22 protein-coding genes, 1 tRNA gene and 1 pseudogene are annotated in these 19,362 nt (G+C 68.6%); 10 read left to right on the top strand and 14 right to left on the bottom strand.

Annotated elements, in window-relative coordinates; translation table 11 throughout:
- Nucleotides 1-223: 223 nt before the first annotated feature.
- Entirely contained in the window at nucleotides 224-910 is a 687-nt protein-coding gene (locus ABZ934_RS26905; RefSeq protein WP_361317991.1) for a peptidoglycan recognition family protein, read from the top strand.
- A gap of 526 nt (nucleotides 911-1,436) precedes the next feature.
- On the opposite strand, the gene ABZ934_RS26900 is transcribed toward ABZ934_RS26905, so the two are convergent.
- Nucleotides 1,437-1,513 (bottom strand) — tRNA-Met (locus ABZ934_RS26900).
- Between the two features lie 17 nt (nucleotides 1,514-1,530).
- Between ABZ934_RS26900 and ABZ934_RS26895 the strand changes: the two genes are divergently transcribed.
- On the top strand, nucleotides 1,531-1,995 hold the full coding sequence (locus ABZ934_RS26895) for a hypothetical protein (protein WP_361317989.1): 465 nt from the start codon (nucleotides 1,531-1,533) through the stop codon (nucleotides 1,993-1,995).
- 223 nt (nucleotides 1,996-2,218) lie between these two features.
- Entirely contained in the window at nucleotides 2,219-2,911 is a 693-nt protein-coding gene (locus ABZ934_RS26890) for a DUF6882 domain-containing protein (RefSeq protein ID WP_361317987.1), read from the top strand.
- Between the two features lie 186 nt (nucleotides 2,912-3,097).
- Here ABZ934_RS26890 and ABZ934_RS26885 read toward each other — a convergent pair whose 3' ends face one another.
- Nucleotides 3,098-3,673, bottom strand: a complete 576-nt coding sequence (locus ABZ934_RS26885; protein WP_361318164.1) for a hypothetical protein — start codon at nucleotides 3,671-3,673, stop codon at nucleotides 3,098-3,100.
- Between ABZ934_RS26885 and ABZ934_RS26880 the strand changes: the two are divergent.
- The 3 genes and pseudogenes from ABZ934_RS26880 to ABZ934_RS26870 all read left to right on the top strand — a co-directional run bounded on the left by ABZ934_RS26880 (nucleotide 3,584) and on the right by ABZ934_RS26870 (nucleotide 5,880).
- Nucleotides 3,584-3,996 (top strand): annotated as a pseudogene (locus ABZ934_RS26880) (hypothetical protein). The gene ABZ934_RS26885 and the pseudogene ABZ934_RS26880 overlap by 90 nt on opposite strands.
- Before the next feature lie 494 nt (nucleotides 3,997-4,490).
- Nucleotides 4,491-5,477 (top strand): aldo/keto reductase, encoded by a 987-nt coding sequence (locus ABZ934_RS26875; RefSeq protein WP_361317985.1) that lies wholly within the window; start codon nucleotides 4,491-4,493, stop codon nucleotides 5,475-5,477.
- Nucleotides 5,478-5,550: 73 nt separating this feature from the next.
- Nucleotides 5,551-5,880 carry a hypothetical protein gene (locus ABZ934_RS26870; RefSeq protein WP_361317983.1) on the top strand — a complete coding sequence of 110 codons (330 nt, stop codon included), beginning with the start codon at nucleotides 5,551-5,553 and terminating at the stop codon, nucleotides 5,878-5,880.
- 51 nt (nucleotides 5,881-5,931) lie between these two features.
- Here ABZ934_RS26870 and ABZ934_RS26865 read toward each other — a convergent pair whose 3' ends face one another.
- From ABZ934_RS26865 to ABZ934_RS26815, 11 genes are all read right to left on the bottom strand, one after another.
- On the bottom strand, nucleotides 5,932-6,150 hold the full coding sequence (locus ABZ934_RS26865; protein ID WP_361317981.1) for a hypothetical protein: 219 nt from the start codon (nucleotides 6,148-6,150) through the stop codon (nucleotides 5,932-5,934).
- Nucleotides 6,147-7,079 carry a branched-chain amino acid aminotransferase gene (locus tag ABZ934_RS26860; RefSeq protein ID WP_361317979.1) on the bottom strand — a complete coding sequence of 311 codons (933 nt, stop codon included), beginning with the start codon at nucleotides 7,077-7,079 and terminating at the stop codon, nucleotides 6,147-6,149. The genes ABZ934_RS26865 and ABZ934_RS26860 overlap by 4 nt, the downstream gene beginning before the upstream one ends.
- Nucleotides 7,076-8,341, bottom strand: a complete 1,266-nt coding sequence (locus ABZ934_RS26855) for an ATP-grasp domain-containing protein (RefSeq protein WP_361317977.1) — start codon at nucleotides 8,339-8,341, stop codon at nucleotides 7,076-7,078. The genes ABZ934_RS26860 and ABZ934_RS26855 overlap by 4 nt, the downstream gene beginning before the upstream one ends.
- Nucleotides 8,328-9,356, bottom strand: coding sequence for a DMT family transporter (locus tag ABZ934_RS26850; protein WP_361317975.1), 1,029 nt, complete (start codon nucleotides 9,354-9,356; stop codon nucleotides 8,328-8,330). The genes ABZ934_RS26855 and ABZ934_RS26850 overlap by 14 nt, the downstream gene beginning before the upstream one ends.
- Nucleotides 9,350-10,618, bottom strand: a complete 1,269-nt coding sequence (locus tag ABZ934_RS26845; protein ID WP_361317973.1) for a DUF6421 family protein — start codon at nucleotides 10,616-10,618, stop codon at nucleotides 9,350-9,352. The genes ABZ934_RS26850 and ABZ934_RS26845 overlap by 7 nt, the downstream gene beginning before the upstream one ends.
- Nucleotides 10,615-11,202 carry a bacilysin biosynthesis protein BacA gene (locus ABZ934_RS26840; RefSeq protein ID WP_361317971.1) on the bottom strand — a complete coding sequence of 196 codons (588 nt, stop codon included), beginning with the start codon at nucleotides 11,200-11,202 and terminating at the stop codon, nucleotides 10,615-10,617. Before ABZ934_RS26840 ends, ABZ934_RS26845 begins: the two co-directional genes overlap by 4 nt.
- A 122-nt stretch (nucleotides 11,203-11,324) precedes the next feature.
- Nucleotides 11,325-12,491 (bottom strand): aminotransferase class I/II-fold pyridoxal phosphate-dependent enzyme, encoded by a 1,167-nt coding sequence (locus ABZ934_RS26835; protein WP_361317969.1) that lies wholly within the window; start codon nucleotides 12,489-12,491, stop codon nucleotides 11,325-11,327.
- Nucleotides 12,475-13,215, bottom strand: coding sequence for an alanyl-tRNA editing protein (locus ABZ934_RS26830; protein ID WP_361317967.1), 741 nt, complete (start codon nucleotides 13,213-13,215; stop codon nucleotides 12,475-12,477). The genes ABZ934_RS26835 and ABZ934_RS26830 overlap by 17 nt, the downstream gene beginning before the upstream one ends.
- Nucleotides 13,212-14,171, bottom strand: coding sequence for a pyridoxal-phosphate dependent enzyme (locus tag ABZ934_RS26825; protein WP_361317965.1), 960 nt, complete (start codon nucleotides 14,169-14,171; stop codon nucleotides 13,212-13,214). The genes ABZ934_RS26830 and ABZ934_RS26825 overlap by 4 nt, the downstream gene beginning before the upstream one ends.
- A complete protein-coding gene (locus tag ABZ934_RS26820; protein ID WP_361317963.1) occupies nucleotides 14,168-15,163 on the bottom strand; it encodes a DMT family transporter in 996 nt (331 codons plus the stop codon). Before ABZ934_RS26820 ends, ABZ934_RS26825 begins: the two co-directional genes overlap by 4 nt.
- Nucleotides 15,160-16,062 (bottom strand): hypothetical protein, encoded by a 903-nt coding sequence (locus ABZ934_RS26815; protein WP_361317961.1) that lies wholly within the window; start codon nucleotides 16,060-16,062, stop codon nucleotides 15,160-15,162. Before ABZ934_RS26815 ends, ABZ934_RS26820 begins: the two co-directional genes overlap by 4 nt.
- 233 nt (nucleotides 16,063-16,295) lie before the next feature.
- On the opposite strand from ABZ934_RS26815, the gene ABZ934_RS26810 reads away from it, so the two are divergent.
- The 3 genes from ABZ934_RS26810 to ABZ934_RS26800 all read left to right on the top strand — a co-directional run bounded on the left by ABZ934_RS26810 (nucleotide 16,296) and on the right by ABZ934_RS26800 (nucleotide 18,359).
- On the top strand, nucleotides 16,296-17,291 hold the full coding sequence (locus ABZ934_RS26810) for a LysR family transcriptional regulator (protein WP_361317959.1): 996 nt from the start codon (nucleotides 16,296-16,298) through the stop codon (nucleotides 17,289-17,291).
- A gap of 109 nt (nucleotides 17,292-17,400) precedes the next feature.
- Nucleotides 17,401-17,772, top strand: coding sequence for a DUF1349 domain-containing protein (locus ABZ934_RS26805; protein ID WP_361317957.1), 372 nt, complete (start codon nucleotides 17,401-17,403; stop codon nucleotides 17,770-17,772).
- A gap of 65 nt (nucleotides 17,773-17,837) precedes the next feature.
- On the top strand, nucleotides 17,838-18,359 hold the full coding sequence (locus tag ABZ934_RS26800) for a transposase (protein WP_361318146.1): 522 nt from the start codon (nucleotides 17,838-17,840) through the stop codon (nucleotides 18,357-18,359).
- Here ABZ934_RS26800 and ABZ934_RS26795 read toward each other — a convergent pair.
- Nucleotides 18,336-18,776 (bottom strand): hypothetical protein, encoded by a 441-nt coding sequence (locus tag ABZ934_RS26795; protein ID WP_361317955.1) that lies wholly within the window; start codon nucleotides 18,774-18,776, stop codon nucleotides 18,336-18,338. The two genes, ABZ934_RS26800 and ABZ934_RS26795, sit on opposite strands and share 24 nt — an antisense overlap.
- Nucleotides 18,777-18,998: 222 nt before the next feature.
- Between ABZ934_RS26795 and ABZ934_RS26790 the strand changes: the two genes are divergently transcribed.
- Nucleotides 18,999-19,362: transposase (locus ABZ934_RS26790; protein WP_361317953.1), on the top strand; the 364-nt coding region annotated here is incomplete at its 3' end.

Genomic DNA, 19,362 nt, shown 5'->3' with positions numbered 1-19,362 from the left:
GAGGGACGGAGTCCGGGCGGAACTCGACGGGATGGCGTCGGCCGCCGCCGAGGCGGACATCGTTCCCGGCTCCGGCGGACACCCCTTCCGGGAGCGGCTGCTCCGGCGCTGGTCGGAGCGAGCTGGCGAAGAGAGGAAGCGGGCTCAAGGAGCAGGGCGGTGCTGCGCGGAAGTGAATGGGTGACCATACGTTTCCTCTCGATCATCTGATCGTTGCGCAACCGTGGTAATCCATCCTGGCCGGCCATCGCTGGAGACAGCGCCCTCGCGGCTCATCAGCAGACGGATCGCTCTCGGCTCCGTGCTGGGGCTCGCGCCGACCGTATGGGCACCGGCGGCACGGGCCTCCGAACGGGTCCGCTCGGTAGCGGGGATCATCGACTGCGAGGGGTGGGGGGCGCGGCCGCCTGCCGAGGACGTGGTCGTACTGGCTTCGCCGCCGCGCCGGATCGTGGTCCACCACACGGCGACCAGGAATCTGGAGGACTTCTCCCTCGGCCGGGCCCTCGCTCTCGCCCGGGCGGTCCAGAACCTCCACATGGACACCCGCGGATGGATCGACACTGGGCAGCACTTCACCGTCAGCCGGGGAGCGTACGTCACCGAGGGGCGTCACCGCAGTCTCGCCGAGCTGAACGAGGGCCTGCGGCAGGTGCGTTCAGCTCATTGTGTCGGGCAGAACGACGTGGCGGTGGGTATCGAGACCGAGGGCACCTACACGGGCGTCGAGCCGCCTCCGCAGCAGTTCGAAGCCCTGGCGGAGCTATGTGCGTACGTCTGCGGGCGGTACGGGCTGGATCCCGCCGAGATCCGGGGGCATCGGGACTTCAACGACACCGCCTGCCCCGGCGACCGGCTGTACGCGCTGCTTCCCCGTCTGCGTGACGAGGTCGCGGCCCGGCTGCGCTGACGGCTTTCGCGAGACCGCAAGACCGAGAGGGCGGGGCTTTCGCGCTGAGGCGCGGTAGACGGCCGTGGCCGCGTGGCGGCCCGCCTCTGTGCCGGCGAGCAGGGCGGAGTGGCCCCGTGTCGCGGGGGCGCTTACCTAGGCGCGCGCTTCGCTTGCGTCGCCCTCGCTCGGGGCCGGAGCATCAGGCGGCGAAGGCAGACCCGGCCGCGTGTCGATCGGGACCGACGCAGGCGGCTCGTAGCGTCTGGCCGGACGATGGATCGCGGGAAGCGGGCAGCAGTCCTCCTGGCCTGAGGGCGGCTCTATTCGATCGAACGTCCGACATGCTGTACCTGGCGGACGACCCCGTCCAACCGGCTGGAACGGTAGGACCCGGGGCTCTCGGCTGGATAGACGTCCTGGGCGCCCTGGCGGCGGCCGCGCGTTGACGAGCCGAGGTCTGGCGGCTCGGTCACCATGCCCCTCGCCTGAAACACTGGAGGTATGACAGAAGGGCCCGGATCGTTGAAGATCGGGCCCTTCCGGGTGGTAGCGGGGACAGGATTTGAACCTGCGACCTCTGGGTTATGAGCCCAGCGAGCTACCGAGCTGCTCCACCCCGCGTCGGTGAACCCCACTCTTTGGCTGCGTCCCTCTCCCTGCTGACGTTCCAGCTGACCGGGTGCGGCGCCTCCAGCGCGGTCGAGCGCTGCATCCCGCCCGAAGCCACAGCTGCGGGCGGCAGCGAACTCGCCGGCGTCTACCGAGGAAAACACGACGCGGAGGGTGTCAGCCTCACACTCTCGCTCACCCCCGGCCAGAACGGCGGCACTCTGACGGCGGAGAATTGGCCGACCGGCAACTATTACCGTGCGGAACTGGGTGCCACCTTCAAGGGCTCGGGCACCTGGGAAATCGACACCCCCTCGAACCCCAATGACCATCCCCTGGTCCACCTCTACTTCACCCAGCCGCACGACTGGATGTCCGGTGACACGATCGACCGCCTGTCCGTCGCCATGGACTCCACCATGACGGTCCTCTACGAGAATTCCGACCTGGACACGTGCCCAGACTTCCGCCTCGACCTCACCAAGACGAACTGACACCTGAAAAGGACGTCCACCGGTGATCACCGAGTGACCTGTCACGTCGTCTGGCTGTTTCGACGCTGACTCGGAAAGGGTCTCATGGGCATTTCGCCCATGGGGCTGGGCTTTCGACCTAGTACTCCAGCCGTACATCGTGATCTTCGTGAGTGCCTCGCCCTGCTGACCCGGGACTGACGCCTCTGAGGGCCGTCGGCCTGGCAGGGGCTAAGCTGCCCCGATGACCGTGGCCTTCTCCGACGCCTTCCTGCACGCCGCCGAGTACCACGCGGCCTGGGGCGTACAACAGCTGGAAATGATCGACCAGGCCTTCCCGGCTGGGCCGTGGACGGCAGATCTGGACCAATGCCGCTATGAGTCCGGCGGCCGAAGCCTTCGGGTGGGACTCCTGGGCAGCTACGACCTGGCCGAGCAGACCTGGCTGTGGGGCTGGGCTAACCCGGGGCTGCGCGGCAGTGAAGTGGCCGCCGCCGCCGCGCGCATCCCCGAGTTCGGCCGCCGTCACGGCATCGTGGAGCTGCAGCAGGAGGGCGTGGCGCTAGCCCGTTTCGCCGATCCGCGCCGCGCCGCTGAGGCGCTCGCCTTCCTCGGCATGGCAGTGCTCGGCGCACCCGGCTACATCGGCCAGGAGGCCGGTCCGGAGACCCGGGTCTACTTCGTGCCGCAAGACCCGCAACTCCACTCCGCGCGGCTGGACCCGGTCGCCATGCCGCGCCATCTGCTCACTGGCGCACAGCTTTTCGCACGCTCGCCGCGGCTGGTGGTCAACGGGTGGTTCGCCCTGCACGGCGTCCCGGTGCAGGAGGCCGCCGACCAGATCACCGCGCCTCTGCCCAGCGGGGGCGCCACGGTGGTCTCCTTCGACTCCGCCGGCCGCATCTCGGGCATCAACGCCGGACCGGTTTCTGCCTAGTACTCCACCGTAGATCAGATCTTGATCTTCACGGCTGGGCGGCGGCTTGCCTGCGGTAATGGCACTGGCGTGCGCGGGTTTGGTGCTGGCGTCGCCAGTGTGACCAGTGCAGGCGGTGTGCGAGGTCGTGGCTTGGGCTTATCAGTGCTGCGAACAGGGGCTGGATCTCGTTGCCGGTCAAGGGGATCAAGCCGTCTGGGGTGGATCGGTCGCGGCGTTCGGTGGCTGCGGTGACGGCGAGGAAGGCGTGGGCGAGCATTGCGAGGGTGACCCAGCGGTGCCAGCAGGTCCAGCGGCGGACTTGGTGCTAGCCACGCCGGTCAGGCCTTTGCTGGCCTGGAACGTCTCCTCAACCGTCCATCGCCGTCCGGCGACCCGCACCAGTTCCGACATCGGCACCGGGCGGGGTGAGAAGCAGCGATAGAAGGCGAGTTCGCCGGTGCGTCGGTTGTGGCGGACCAGCAGGCACCACTGTCCGAGGCGACCCGCCGGGCCGTGAACCTCGACCTGTGCCCAGTCGTAGTACCGCCGGCCCTTCGCGCCCGACCCGGCCGACAGCCGTTGCCAGGCCCGCTTCGGGATCCGCGCGGCCAGGGTCTTCGCCTGGAACTTCCCGGCGTGGGTGAATGGGACAGCGCGAAAGCGGGCGGGGCCGCCCAACGGCAAGCCTGGATGCGACTCAACCAACTGCCGGGCGGCCCAGGGGGCGGCGGACGGGACGACCTCGTCGTGCACCAGGACGACCTGGGCGATGTCGGCCATGAGGCGTTCATGCTGCACAGTCAGTTACAGAAGGAGGCTGACATCGCTGGCGTCGGGGCCAACAAGGAAGGGGTCGGCTCCACGATGCAGGCAGCAGCGGCCTTGAAGGGCAGCAGCCTTGCCCTGGGCGGTGAGCTGGAGACGACGGTGTCCGTTTGGACCTCTCAGGTCAAGAGCGTCCTTCAGGCATGTGCACACATATCGAACCACCTGGACTACTCGAAGAAGGCACATGCAGAGGACGACGCCGCGATCGCGGCGTCCCTCCGCAACGGGACGGGTCGGCAGTGCCCGTTTCCCGCCTCACCGAGTACTTCAAGTAGGGGAGGAACGCATCGTGGACTACACCGAGCTCATGGAAGGGGACCTCGGCAAACTGGGCACGGCGGTCACAGACTGGAAGCGCGTGGCCCCGCGGCCTCGTCGGCGACCGCCCGTTCGCGGTGCGTCAGCAAGGGCAAGTTCGGCTCAGGGAAGAGCACCCACCGATTCCGCCGGATGCCCGGCCTGCTGCAGTTGCGCTCCCGCTGCGCGGACGGGACGGACCAGCCCGAACGCTGCATGCGCGGAGCGCGACCGTTGCGGATCCAACTACGCACCTTCACCGATATCTTGGCCGACGCGACGTCGAACTGGCCCGCGAGCGATCTCCCACTTCGACCAGCTTCGCTGAGCGTCGACGGCACGGCCGGCGACCCGCTCGTCACGGACGGCCTGACCGCTACTGCCGAGTCGACCTCGGCCGCTTGATCGTTGACATGGAGTGCACTCCAAGTCCTAGCGTCGTGGGCAGACGGTTTCCAGCTCGGGAGGCACAATGATCGACGTACGCATCCGACACTTGGGCAAACTCGCGGTCTCGGCACAAGGCTTGGGCTGCATGGGGATGAGCCACGGCTACGGCGACTCGGACGATACGCAGTCGATCGCGACCCTCAACCGCGCCCTCGACCTCGGGGTGATGCTCCTGGACACCGCCGACTTCTACGGCGCCGGGCACAACGAGGAACTGGTCGGGCGGGCCATCGCCGGGCGGCGCGACGAGGCGGTGGTCGCCACGAAGTTCGGCTTCGCCAACCGCCTGGGCGAGCCCACCGTGATCCGCGGTGACGCCGCCTACGTGCGCCAGGCGTGCGAGGCCTCGCTGCGCCGGCTCGGGGTCGACCACATCGACCTCTACTACCAGCACCGGGTCGATCCGCAGGTGCCGATCGAGGAGACCGTGGGAGCTATGGCCGAGCTGGTAGAGGCCGGCAAGGTCCGCCACCTCGGGCTGTCGGAGGCCGGCGCGAAAACGATCCGCCGGGCGCACGCCGTGTACCCGATCACGGCACTGCAGAGCGAGTGGTCCCTGTGGACCCGCGACCTGGAGGCGGAGGTCGCCCCGATCTGTCGTGAGCTCGGCATCGGCCTGGTCCCGTTCTCCCCGCTCGGGCGGGGCTTCCTGACCGGCCGTTACAACTCTGTCGAGGAGCTGGGGGAGACCGACGTTCGGCGCACGCAGCCACGGTTCGCCGACGGCAACCTCGACCGGAACCTGGCGATTGTCGCGCGGCTCGAGGAACTGGCCGCTGCCAAGGGCATCACCGCCGGCCAGCTCGTCCTGGCCTGGGTGCAGCACCGGGGCGAGGACGTCGTGCCGATCCCGGGCACCCGGCGCCGGCAGTACCTGGAGGAAAACCTCGCGGCCCTGTCCGTCGAGCTGACGCCGGAGGACCTCGCCGCGATCGAGGCCGCGGCTCCACGCGAACAGATCGCGGGCGCCCGCTACGACGCGACGAGCCTGAGCTTCGTCAACCACTGACGGAGTGCTTGGTACGTGCGTCCGGATGTGAACTGATCCGGACGTGTCCCGCCGACTACTGACGTCACGGGCGGTGGTGGAGGGCGTCGACCCGGAGCAGGCGCGTGCGGCGCTGCCGGGCCCTGCCGGTGCGGGGTGGGCGGCGGACCGTCGACATCGATGTCCGCTTCGGCGGCCGCTCCTTCGGCAAGGCGATCCGCACCTGATCAACCGGCACGCGCACCCTAAGGCCAAGCCCGAGACCCTAGTCGCGGCCCCGCCGGCGCAGACCGGGATCGACTACCTGCGTCTGATCGACACCGAGCGCACCAAAGAGCTCGGGCAGCGGATCAACTACGAGGTCTTCCTGCCGACCCGGGCCCAACCGGTCGAGGCCGTCTACCTGAGCGAGGAAAAGCCGTGACCAACGGCAACCCGGTCCAGGACCGGCTGGATGAACTCGACGACACGCCAGTCACGCGGACTCTTGGGCGCCTGGCTCTGGGGCCCTCTGGAAATCGACGAAGAAGGTCCCGGTGTTGCCGGGCACGACACGGCAACTGAAGTGGCACCCCAGCAACGAACCGACCTCGGTCTTGAGGTTCTGCGCGAGAACGGCGGCCGAGCTCACGTATTTCTTCGTCGGGTCGTCGACGACATGGGCGTCGACGAGCGCTCCACGGATCCCGGTCACGATGTATTCGACTCGTCGACCGCCGCTGAGGTCGGGCTCTTCGCGCCGTAGGCGGCGGGGGTATGGACCAGGCGGGTGTAAGCCTCGGCCAGGGACTGGGTGACGGCGCCCACCTCGTACGGTTTGCCGTCGACGGCGCGGACCGGCTGCACTTCGTAGGCGGTCCCTGTGAGGAAGACCTCGTCCGCGTGGGCGAGTTCCGCCGGGTCGATGTGCCGCTCGTGCACCGCGATGCCGAGCTCAGCCGCCAGGGCGATGACGGTCTGCCTCGTGATGCCGCTGAGGAAGACGTCCGCCAGGGGGGTGTGCAGTGCCCCGTCGATGACCAGGAAGAGATTGGCTCCGGTGGCTTCGGCCAGATGACCGCGGAAGTCCAGGAGCAGGGCGTCGTCGTATCCGTCCGCCGCTGCGGCATCCCGGGCGAGGGTGCAGATGTTGTACAAAGAGGACGCCTTGGCGTGCACGGGCGCCGTGTCGGGGGAGGGCCGGCGCCAGCGGGACGTCGCGAGGGTGATTCCTTGGTTGCGGGCCGCGGCGGAGAAGACGTGTGGCCATTCCCAGGCGGCGATGGCGACATGTACGGAGGTGCCCGCGCCGGACACGCCGAGCTGTTCGCTGCCGCGCCAGGCGACCGGTCGAACGTAGCCGTCACGGATCCGCAGCCTGCTGACGAGTTCCCGGGTGGCACCGTCCAGTTCCGCGACGTCGAAGGGGATGCGGAAGCCAAGCTCGCGGGCCGAGGAGTGCAGGCGCCGGGAGTGCGCGGTGAGCTCGAAGACGCGGCCGTCGTAGACGCGTTCGCCCTCGAAGACGCCGCCGCCGTAGTGCAGGCCGTGCGAGAGGACGTGGAGGCGGGCCTCCCGCCAGGGCACGAACACGCCGTCGAGCCAGATGTCGCCGTCTCGGTCGTCGAAGGGTAGAGAGGTCATCGCGTGCCCTCCTCGGGCGCGTACTCGATACGGACGGAGCTCGCCAGGTGGCGGTGGAACTCTTCAGCCTCGGCGGTGGAGGCGTGGTGGGAGAGGACGAACGCCGGGTAGCCGGTGAAATCCGGGTAGGGCCGTACCACGTCACCGGGGTGGAGCATCTGTACCACGTGGTCGACCCGGGAATCTTCGCGCAGCGCGTCCAGGCCATGGATGGCGGTGATGCGCCCGTGCCCGCCGCAGGGGACGATGTAGTTGGCCGCGGCCCCGGTGCCCACCACGTCTTCGTCCGAGGCGAAGGAGTGCGGAGGCAGGCCCACGGCGATGCGCAGCGCGTCGGCGGCGAGGTCTATGCCCGTCACGTGCCAGGCAATGTGGTGCGAGACGCCTGAGCCACCGACCCTGGCGCCCAGTTCAAGCAGGCAGGGGGCGCCGGCCCGCAGCCGCAGTTCGGTGTGCGTGGGGCCGTCCGTGATGCCCAGGGCCGCATGTGCGGCGGTCACCTCTCGGCGGATCGCCTCCTCCAGGGGTACGGGGAGTGACGCCGGCGCGCGGTAGACCGTCTCCTCGAAGTACGGACCCTGCGGTTGCCCCTTGTAGCCGATGGTGAGGACTTTCACCTCGCCGCGGTGGGCGAGGGACTCGACGGCGAACTCCGGCCCGTCGAGGTACTCCTCCACGACCAGGCCCGGGCTCCGCCGGAGCAGGTCACCGCAGACTTGCTGGACTTCGGCGACGACGGATTCCAGTTCCTCGGGCGTGTCAGCCTTCGTGACGCCGAGGCTGGAGAAGCCGTGGGCGGGTTTGACCACGACGGGGAACGTCAGATGTGAGACGTCCGCGTCGATGCCGGGGCCGTCGAGCCGGACGAAGCGGGGAACGTTCAGCCCCGCGTCCCTCAGGCGCTCTCGCATGACCCGCTTGTCCTGCGCGGCAAGTGCCGCTCGCAGGGGGATGCCGGGCAGGCCGAGCAGTTCGGCGGCTTCCGCCACGAATGGCACGGCCGGATCGTAGAGCGTGGTAATGCCGTCGAAGGGCGTGCGACGGTGGCGTCGGCGTAGTGCGGCCAGGGCTCCCGGCCGGTCGCTCTCCACGTCCAAGGGGAGGACCTCGACCACGGCGGGCGGCAACTGGCCTCCAGGAATTCGCTCCCCGCCCCGGGGGACCAGGATGATGCGGATGCCGGCCCGCCGGGCGCTCTCGAAAATCCAGGGCAGGGTCACCCGCTGCTGGATCAGGACGACGGTCGGTTCAGTGGTGCTCACGGGTTCCCCGTTCGTGTCGGACGGTGTCGCGTTCATCCGGGCCGTCGGCGACGGGTGCCCCGCTACCCGGCGATTTTTCGTGGGCGGCGGGCCGGCCGCCGCCCACGGTGAGCCACACCCCGGCGGCGCACAGGCAGATCAGGGCGACGGCGAGCGGCCCAGGGGGCGGGGCCCAGCCGAGCGTCCATTCGCCCAGCCGGACCAGGAAGGGGACGACCAAGGCGAGGGCGGAAGTGAACAGCGGCCCCTTGCGCAGGATGAGTTCGTGGGAGATCAGGAAGACCGGCGCGGTCAGCACCGCGCCCAGCAGGGCGACCCCGCCCCAGTCGGCGAGGGAGAGGCCGCCCAGCGGGACGAAGAGGGCGGCCGCCAGACCGAGCAGGACCGTGCCCGCGCCGGTGACGGCCGGCAGCACTGCCAGGGGGGAGACGTCGGCCATGTGCTGCCGGTAGACGTATCCGTAGAGGGCGTACGCGACCGTCCCGGCGATGGCGAACAGGGCACCGGTCAGCAGCGCGCCCCCGTTGGCCAGGTGGGCCGCCGCCGTACCGTCGGCCCCCGCATAGCCGAGGGCCGCCGCCACGGCGAGGACGGTGCCCAGGGCCTTGCGGCGGGTGGACCGCTCCCTGTAGGCGGCGATGCCGATCAGGAAGGTGACACAGGGAAGCAGCGAAACGATCAGTCCGACCCGGGAGGCGCCGATGCGGCTGATGCCGAGCAGCGTTCCCGTGTAGTAGACGAAGAAGCCCAGGAACGCCAGGACGATCACCGCACGGGGGCGGCGCGTACCGGTGCGCACGTCCGGCCAGGTGCGCGGCCGAAGCACCGCGAGGACGGTCAGGGTCACGAACCCGGCCGCCGTGCGGCCGGCGGCCACCGCCAGCGGGGGCACGTCGCCGACCAGACGCCCGGACAGCAACCAGCCGGCGGCGAGCAGCAGCACCATCAGAGTCGACAGGAGCGGGACCACAGCCCGGCCGCCCGGCCGCCCCGGACCGATGCCCGCGTTCACCATTCCGCCTGTGCGAACCGCAGGGCCGGCAACCGGTCCAAGCCGCGCTTGGCACGGAGCAGGGTGCGCTGGTCCTCGGTGAAGCGGTAGCGTTGCCCGTCCTCGCCGGGGGGCAGGTACGTGCGGACCAGGGCCCGGGCTGCGGTGCGGTACTCGTCGTCGGTGGTGACCTCCGCCTCCAACTTCTCCAAGGTGGCGACGTACTCCCGCAGCGCGCCGAGGGCCCTGCCCGGGTCGAAGCGCAGTAGGCCGCCGTCGGCCGGGGAGCCGGTCAGCGCGCCGTGTTCGCGCAGCCAGCTGTAGAGGAGGACACCGGTACCCGAATCGAAGTTCCGGGTCGCGTCATCCGCCTGCGGGTAGCGGAACACCCGTTCCAGCAGGATCATGTCGATCTGCTGCGGGGCGAAGGGGATGTCGCCCTCGGCACAGGCGAGCACGGTTTTGGCGTCGACCTTGGTCTCTTCCAGCAGTCCGACGAACCAGTTCATCTTGAGGGTGATGTGCTGGTCGAACGGCCACAGCCCCTGGTAGTGCAGTGAGTCGTGGAGATAGCCCCAGATGGCGCGGGCCTGGTAGCAGACGTCCGGGGCCAGGGCGGCGGAGGCGCGCGGCAGGGTGTCCGGGGTCAGTACGGAGGCGGCGCCGGCCAGTGCGTACGTTTCGTGGATCTTGCGCATCTTGTTGTAGAAGAACATGGCGTACGGCTGCTCGCTGATCTTGTCGTGAGCGGCCACGTTCTCAGGGAAGAAGACCAGGCAGTTCCCCTGGGCGAAGCCGTCGCTGCCGGTTACGAGGATCAGGGACTGGCAGTTGTTCTTGGGGTGCGGGTGACTGAGCGCGAGTTCGGGCAGCGCGTCGGGCTCCTTGCGCAGGGCGAAGAAGCATTCCAACCGTCTGCCGACCGGTGGGGAGCTGTTGGTGCTTCGCAGCGGGGCGAGGAAGAAGACCGTGGAGCCGTCCGAGGGCGGTCGCAGGGCGTCTCGTGAGCGGGCGAAGTGCGGAGGCGAGTCGAGACCGGCCGCCAGCCAGTCGTCGACGTCTTGGGTGAGTGCGTCGGCTTGGTAGGCCAGTCCGTGTTGCCGGTACCAGGCGCACGCCACGTGGCGGACGGCCCTGAGCAGTGTGTCGTCGGCCGGCGTCGGCGCCGGTACCGTGCCGTTGTCCGCTTGGCGTGCGCGGAAGCGGTTGACCAAAGGGACGAGGGTGCGTTCCAGCTCCGCGGCGTCGGCCAAGACCGCGGGGGCGATGGGGGCCCGGGCGGTCACAACGCCGCCTCGAGAAGCCGCGCGTCGACGGACTGCGCCGGGTCGATTGCCTCGGCGGCGCATACCTGGTGGACGGTGAAGACCATGGGAACAGGGCCGAAGTCTTGCACGACGCGCAGTTGCCGGGCCCGGGCGGCGACGATGGTGGTGATGCAGCCGTCCACCAGCCCGGAGGCGCAGTCGATGGCCGCCTGGGAATTGCTCAGGACCTCCACCACGTCGGCTCCCTGCGGTATGAGCCTGGTGGGCGCGGGGTGTGAGGCGACGGTGCGGGGACGTGGCGTCCCGGTGGTGGCGAGGACCATGTTGTGCGTCGGCATGACGAAGCTGTCGATCATGCGCAGCCGGTGCAGGTTGCCGAAGACCAAGGTGTGCAGGGCGGGGTAGACGGCGCAGGCGGTCAGGGCGTGCTGCCCGTCGGACGGCACGGCGTCGAGCGCGGATTCGAGCGAGGAGTGGAGATCGACCGTACCGTCGATGCCCCTGCGGCGCAGCCACTCATGGGACGCCGCTTCGAGATTCGTGCCGTGAGGCCCGAGTGTGTGCAGGTGGCGGACGTGATCAGGCCCGATGGTGTGCCTCATGGGTTCCCCCTTGTTGACGCGTTGCGGTACGACGGCCTGTGGCCACCGTCGCTCGTGGTCGGTCGGATACTGCGTGCGGAACTTCGACGGATCGGAAGAGGTGGCCGGCCCGGACGGCGACGTCAGAGGGTCGCCCGGATGCGGGCGAACGCCTCGCGCAGCACCTCCGGGTGGGCGGCTGCGTTGATCCGGAAACAGTGGGCGTAGTCCGCTCCGCCGAAAGCCGGGCCGGGGAGCAGGTGCACGTCGCTCGTGGCCAACGCCCCCGCCAGTCGCCGTGCGTCGTCGCCGTGAGGAAACTCCGCCCACACCAGGTAGGTGCTGTCGGGAACGACGCTCTCCACGGCCAACGGCAGTGTGGCGAGCTCGTCACGTACCTGCTGCACACGCTCGGCCAGCACGTCGCGCAAGACGCGCAGCCATTGCGTGCCCTGGTCGTAGCAGGCGACGGTGGCGATGGCGCCGAGGCTTCCCGGGCGGCCGATCAGGCTCTGTGGCATCGCGGTCAGCGAGTGCGCCGAGCGGTCGGAGGCGTAGATCGTCGCGCTCTTCAGACCGGCGATGTTGAACGCCTTGGAGGCGGACGTGAACCCATAGCACCAAGCCATGTGTACGGCGGGATCGGCAAACGCCGACCGGGGCTGCCCAGTCAGGCCCAGAGGAAGGTGCACCTCGTTCGCAAGGAGCAACAGGTCGTGCTCCAGGGTGAGGGCCACCGCCCGGGCCTGCTCCTCGGCGGTCCAGGCGCGCCCCACCGGGTTGTGGGGCTGGCACAGGATCCAACCCCGGGCGCCCGCCCGCGCCGCCTCGGCGAGGGCGGCCCAGTCGTGCCGGTAGCCACGTGTGTCGCGCAGCAGCGGTACGGGCAGCGGGGTGTGTCCCGCTTCCTCGATCACGGTGAACAGGTCGCCGTAGACGGGGGTCTCGACGATCACCGGGCTGCCCGGCGGCAGGTCCAGGCGCAGGACGGCGCGCAGGCCGGTCAGGACGTCCGTCGTGCAGCGCGAGGCGGCGACGGTGGCGCCGTGGTGTGCGGCGAGGTACCTCCCGCACGCCTCCTGCTGCTCTTGGCCGAGCCCGTAGCTGAGTTCGCCGAGGTGTACGGCCCGCTCCAGGGCGTCGCGCAGGAAGGCGGGCGCGTACAGGTCCATCTCGGCGACGCCCAGGCATATCCTGTCCGGTCCTCCGTCGCCGGCCTGCCACTTGAAGGTGCGGCGGCGGCGCAGGAGGTCCAGGTCGTCGATGAAGGCCGGTTTGTCCGGCGCGGTGGCGTCAGATGTGCGTGTCACGGTCGAGTTCGACGTAGAGGCGGGTGCCGTTCCGGCCCTTGGTGCGGCGACGGACCGTGACCGTTCCCCGGATCTCCTTGGGGTGGTTCACGTGGGTGCCGCCGCAGGGGATCTCCAGAGCTCCCGAGCGCCAGACGAAGACGTCGTGGGTGCCGGGCAGGGCGGTGACGGTCGCCTCCGGGGACGAGGCGAGTAGTTCGGTGACGTGGGCCTGGATGACGGCCACGGCTTCACTCGGGATGGCGGAGCCGAAGTCGAAGCGAGCCGAGCTGTCGCTGATGTGGCAGCCGCGGGTGGAGCGGGTCTGGCCGTTGGCCTGGAGGTATTCGCCGGTGGCGTGGAAGAGAAAGTGTGCCAAGGTGTGCATCTGCATGTTGCGGAAGCGGCGGTCCCAGTCGATCTCCATGGTGACCTGCTGGCCCGGGGTGAGGGTGCAGGGTTCGGCGAAGCGGTGGCAGAAGACCGATTCGACGGTGGCGACCTCGCCGTTGGGGAGCTGGAAGGGCCGGCCGCCGGCCTTCTGCACGTCGACGACGCGCGCGCCATCGATCGTTCCCTGGTCGGCCACCTGCCCGCCGGATTCCGCGTAGAAGATCGACCGGTCGAAGACGGCGTAGTGGTCACGGACCGAGATCACGGTGGCGGTCGCCGTCGTTCCGTAAGGGTCATCGTGGTAGAGCTGTTCGGTGGGAGGGCAGGAGCTCCACAGGGCGGCTTCCATCATGGCTTTTCTCCCCGGTTCAGAAGTGTGGTGCCGTAAAGTTCGCCGCGGTCTGCGAAGAACGTGAGGATTTCCGCGTCGGTGTCGGGGCCCAGGTCGGCGGCCAGTTGGCGGGCGCCCATGTAGCACACGCCGGAGGATCCGCCGACGCTGATGCCGCGGGAGACCAGCTCTCTGACCGCGGTGCATGCCTGGATGTCCGACACCTGGTAGACGCCCGTCACCCGAGAGCGGGCGGCTTCGATGACGGCGGGCACACGGTTCTGGTTGCCCGTGCCTCGCAGGATGCTCGGTGCAGGCTCACCGCCGAAGGTGACCGATCCCAGCCGGTCGGCCACGTAGGACGGGATGCCCTTGGCCTCCAGCATGGCCGACAGCGCGGCGAAGTGACCGCCGCTGCCCACACAGAAGATACCGGCGACGATGCGGGAGAAATCCAGGGTGCTCATCAGGTGCGGCACCAGCCAGCGGGCGTACACCTCGGGATTGAGCGGGCTGTCGTTCTGGTTGGTCCAGTAGTAGTCCGGATGCTCCTGCAGGAGGGCGCGCAGGAGGTCCTCCCGGGCCTGTTGGGCGCCGAGAACCGGGTGCGGCCTTTCGGCGATGTGGAGGGTGGCCCCCGCCAGCTCTATCTTGATCCGAGTGACCTCCGGTATGCCGGGATCGGACACCAGGTGAACGGGGTGCCCCATCATCCGGCCGGCGACGGCCAGGCCGAGTCCGAGAGAGCCGGAGGTGGACTCGATCACCGGCTGTCCCGCACGGAGGAGTCCCTTCTCACGGGCGAGGAGCAGCAGCCCCAGCCCGAGGATGGACTTGAAGCTGGTCTCGGTGGCGGGACTGCCGTGAATGGCGCGCAGCCGCAGCCGGCCCCCGACCAGGGTGCCGCAGTCGAGGGTCGTCAGCCGGCTGAACTCCTCGATGACCTCGTAAGGGTCCTGTAGCTCGAGACGGTTCACTTGCGCCCTTCCAAGAGGTACTTGGCCCAGAAGATGGAAACGAGGAGGATGGCGATCCCCGCCATCTGCACCACACTCAGGCGTTGGTCGAAAAGGACGAATCCGTAGACGGCGGCGGCCACGGGCTGCAGGAGGACGAACAATGCTGCGAGTTGGAGCGGCAGGAACTTCACCGCGTGCGCCATGAGCGTCTGGCCGAGCACCTGCGAGGTGACCGCCAGACCGATGAGAAGAAGCCAGCCACGGGCGCTGGTGGGCCAGATCGTCTCGCCCATCACGGCGGCCACCGTGAAGCAGACGAGGGCGCAGACCAGACTCAGGCTGGCCATGATGCGGGTGGCCTCGTGGCGCTCGCGCAGCCCCTTGGCGACCACCAGGAACAGGGCGTAGAACACCGCGGTGATCAGGGCCAGGATGTCGCCGCGCAGGTGTTCCGCGTCCAGGCCGGTGCCGAGAATGACCAAGACGTAGAGGCCACCGAGCGCCAGGAGCGCGGGAAAGGCCAGCTTGGGGGTCACCTTGTCCCCGAAGAGGAAGAAGCACAGGGGGGCGATGATGAAGGGAACGAGGTTGGCCAGGAGGTTGGCCTCGGCGAGCGAGGTGTAGAGGAAGGAGACGTTCCACAGGCACAGGTCGCCGGCGAGGAACAGACCTCCCAGGGCGATGAGCCACCGGTCGCGCCTGCTGATACGGACGGCTTTGCGTTCGGCCGGGGCGGCCTCACGCGCGGCGGAGCGGCGCGTGGTCGCCAGCGAGAGACCGAGCAGCATGGGAGCGGCGAACAGCGAGCGGTAGGCGCCTGACGCCACCGGGCCGACCTCGCTGACGCGGACGAAGACGCCGCCGAGGGCCAGGCAGCACACGGCGGCCAAGACCATGATTTGGTATCGACCCCGTCCGTGGGCGGCGGACGCGGTGGTGGGGCCGTCCGTCTCCTGCGGTGCGGCCGCGGAGGCGCTGTCCGGGTTCGGTGACGCTGTCACACGGCTCATGGGTGCTTCGCTTCCTTCAAGGTGAACGTGCTGCTGGTGTAGCCAAGTGCGTCCAGGGCCATGCGGCACTCCTTCACCCGGGCAGCGTGGTCGGACTGGTGCCGGGAAAAGATGAGGCCGGCCAGTGTGCCGCTGTGCGCGACGCAGATGCCCAGGGCGCCGAAGTCGTCGCGCAGCGTGCGGAGGTCCTCCAGGGACTTCTTGGGCAGGCGGTCATCGTGCAACTCGGCGCTCTGGGTGGCGATGCGGGCCGCGGCTTCCCCGTCGCCGGCGAGCAGCGCGGCGTCGAGTTCACGGAACAACTGCTCATAGACCGTCGCCTTGCCCGGGTCCTCGGCACGCTCCCGGTGAAACTCCTCGGTACGCACGTAACCGCCCTCGTCCACGCCGACGATGGTCCACCGCAGGTCGGTGCGGTACGTGGAGAGGAGGGTCTGGGAACGCTGAGCACAGGCCGCGATGCCCGGGTACAGCAGGTAATCACCGTACTCAAGGCGGCGGGCCACGGAGAGCGCCAGAGCGTGCGCCATGGGTTCGGGGGCCTCGGGGAACGCCTCCGATACGCACAAAAGAGCGGTTGCCAATATGTCGGCAGTGGAGCTCGCGTGTCCTTTCGCCACGGGGATGTTCGACTGGATCTCGATGAGCGCACCGCGGGTGGAGCGCTGTAGATCGGCGCTCAGCATGTCGTAGGCATGCAGGGCTTTGACGCGATCGGTGGGAGTGACGGCGAGCGCGGCCGTCGAGGGAATTCCTTCGCGCTTCAATCGTGCCTGGCAGTGGAGTTCTTCCACCGGCGCAGTAAACAGAAAATGGTCGAAACCGCTCGGCCCGAGGGTATACCCTTGGAGAATTTCACCAAAGGCGCCGTGGATTGAGCGAGCGTTGGGGTTGGACATGAGGGTAGTTGTACCTGCCCGAAGATCATCATGACAACCCAAGCATTCCTTTCCTATTGCATAAACAAAACTTTGAGGGCAGGAAATGTCCGAAGTTGCGGCGTTGTTTTGTCCTGTAATGATGCCCTACGTGCAGTCTGTGCTGCCCATCCGGCGGTAACCAGTCCGGACAGGAAATGCGGCGATCGCTGTGAAAGGTTGTCGGCGGAGTCTTGACTCCGTAGGTTGAGCGCATGATCGAGGCTCGTCATCTCCGCGTTCTTCGCACCGTCGTGCAGACCGGCTCCTTCACCGCCGCAGCACACGCGTTGGGCTGTACGCAGCCCGCCGTCAGCCAGCAGATAAAGGCGCTTGAGAATTACGTGCAGACCCCTCTGCTCGTCCGTACGGGAGGAAGGGCGGTGCGGCCCACAGAGGCCGGAGAAATACTCGTCCGGCATGCGACGAAAATATTCACCGGACTGGCTGCGGCGGAGGAAGAGATGGCGAATCTGGCCGGGCGCTACGCCTGGCGCGTGCGGCTGGTGTCGTTCCTGAGCGGCACGTCACAACTCCTGCCGGCGGCGCTGTCCGCTCTACGCGCCAAACGCCCGAACATAAATGTGTCCTTCACCGAGGCCGCCCCGACCCGAGCCGTCGAAATGCTGCGTGACGGCGATTGTGAAATCGCCTTGGCGTTTCATTACCCCGGAACGCCCGACTTCGGGAAGCAGGCCGTCCCCGCGTGGGAGGGCCTGGTCGTCCACCCTCTCCTGACCGACCGCTTGGTGCTTGTCACCCCCTCGGACCACCATCTCGCCAATCGGGAACGCATCGGTCTGTCCGAGCTGTCTGGGGAGCCCTGGGTCGCGGGCTGCCCGAGCTGCCGCCGCCATCTGGTGGACCTGTGCGAAGCTGAGGGATTCTCCCCGCGGATCGATCTCGTCACGGACGACTACCCCGCGGTCATCGCGCTGGTGGCGGCGGGGCTGGGTATAGCGGCCCTTCCGGAGATGGCGCTCGATGGTCGTGTCGACGCCGTCCGCTTCCTGCGCCTTGAACCCGTGGTGCGCCGGGAGATCGTGGCGCTGACACTGCCCGAATTCGAGTTCATCCCGGCGGTCGCGGCCTTGACGGATGAGCTCAAGGTCACCGCCCGGTCGTTGGGCGGGGCATTGGGCGGCGCATCCACAGAGCAGGCGGTTAGGGCGGCGCACTGCGCGATAGGGCCACGGGCGATGGGCTCGTAATCCGTGCTGTCCCGACAACCCGTGAAGGTGCCCGATGAGGACGTGTAGCTCACTGTAACGGTGTGCGCTGTGTGCGCTGTGTGCGCGGTGTTCGCCGCTGAGGGCGCCCATGTCGTGGCGATCGGCGGGCGGGAGGACGTCCTGTCCCGCACAGCGAACGAAGTTGGCGGACAACACGCGGACCGGGGGCGGCCAAGTGCGCGCGCTTGCCGCCGACCCGGCGCTGCCCGAGCGCGTACACGAGGAACTGCACGCCATGTACGGGACTGTGGACGTCGTGGTCAACTCCGCAGCCGCCACACACTGGGCCGGGCGCCAGGTCACCGTTCGAGCCAGCCGTGACGGCGATGCGGTGACCATCAGGGCGCGCTGCGAGGAGGGATCCTGCCGGATGGTCCGATCGGCACCCCTCGCTTCGAACGCGGCGGCATCGTCACGGCCGTTTTGCTGTACCCCGCAGCGAGAGGGGCTGCAGGTGTGATTCACACGGTTCGTTTCGGGGCCGTCGGAGACCTCGCTCCGCTCGCTCCACCGTGATCCGCATGCCTGACGCCAGGTCAACGACACTGCAACGGGGCGAGCAGGTGCAGGACGCTTCCTGGCGGGCGCCGAACTCGAGAGGTTGCTGAACAGGTCGCGGATCAGAAGGCTTTTCGCCCGCGAGAACTCCGTGACCTGCAACTCCGAGTTGGCGCCGAGCAACAGAAACCCGAATGGCAGGCCCGCTATGCGGTCCGCTCCGGAGTGGAAGGCACCATCAATGAGCTCGCTCACGGACACGGCAGGCGCCGCTGCCGCTACTGGGAACAGCAGAAAGCCCACCTACAGCACGTGTTAACAGCGACCGCCGCAAACATCGAGCCCCTCAGCCGACGGCCGCCGACCGGAAAAGCACCTTCGTGGCCGCCGACCGCCTTCCAGAACTTCCTGGACCCGCACGGGATCCCCCGGCCGAGGTCTTGGCGGTCCGCCAGAGACCGAGCAGACGACACCAAGATCCCCGACAGAGTCTCGTCCGGGACGCGGATACCACACCAACGAGCTTCAGGAGGGGAAGCAACACCTTGATCTCTCTCGTTCACGCCTTTCCTGCCTGACGACCGCCACGATCCAACCGGCGGCCATCAGGGCGCCTGCTGCACCAGCCAACACCACCAGGCCTTCCGTGGGAATCATCTTGTCGCCGCCCGGATACCTCTGGCCGCACAGCCGCACCGTCTCGGGGTGCTCCGCCGAGGCTTCAAGGCACAACGTGGAGCCGACCGCGGGATCGGTCAACCCGGACCCCTGTCCTACCGGCAGGCCTTCGGTGGCGAACCGCTGACCGCCAACCTGATAGGACACGCGGATATGGGCCCCGCCCTTAACCTGCACCACACGTTCGACGACACCGTGGACCCGCAGGGGTGAGGCATCGATCCGTCGGGCGTCCGAGATCTCGCCGACCAGCGAACAACCTCCCACCAATGCCACCCCCAGGGACACCGCCGCAACCGCAAGCGGCGCCCTCCTCCCACGCCCGAAAGCACCCCACCGCATGCCGACAGTGTGACACGTCGAAGCAGACGCCTGACGGGCTTGCATTTGCGGGGACAGCCCGGGCCTTGACCCCGGATATCGAACACGTCTATGCGGCTTACTGATCGTTTCAGAATGAGTTGAGCTGCGGGTCTTGTGCTCGACGATCTCGGTCGGCAGAGTGTCCGGGTGCGTGCTGATCTTGTTCCGGACGACCTGTGGGAGCGGGTGGCCCCGTTGCTGCCACCGGCCCCCGAACGACGCCACCGGCATCCCGGGCGGTTGCGTGTTCCTGACCGAACAGCGCTCGCCGGCGTCCTGTTCGTGCTGCGGACCGGTGTCGCCTGGCGGGACGTCCCGGCGGAGACCGTGGGCTGCTCCGGAGTGACGGCCTGGCGCCGGCTGCGGGACTGGACCGAGGCCGGCGTCTGGCCACGCCTGCACGCCGCCCTGCTGACCGAACTGCGCCGCGCCGACGTGTTGGACCTGGACGACTGCGCTGTGGACGGCTCGCACATCCGGGCCCTCAAAGGGGGGATCACGTCGGCCCCTC

The organism is Streptomyces sp. NPDC046557, assembly GCF_040645975.1.
Taxonomy (GTDB): Bacteria; Actinomycetota; Actinomycetes; order Streptomycetales; family Streptomycetaceae; genus Streptomyces.
This window is presented reverse-complemented; position numbering and strand designations above follow the sequence as displayed.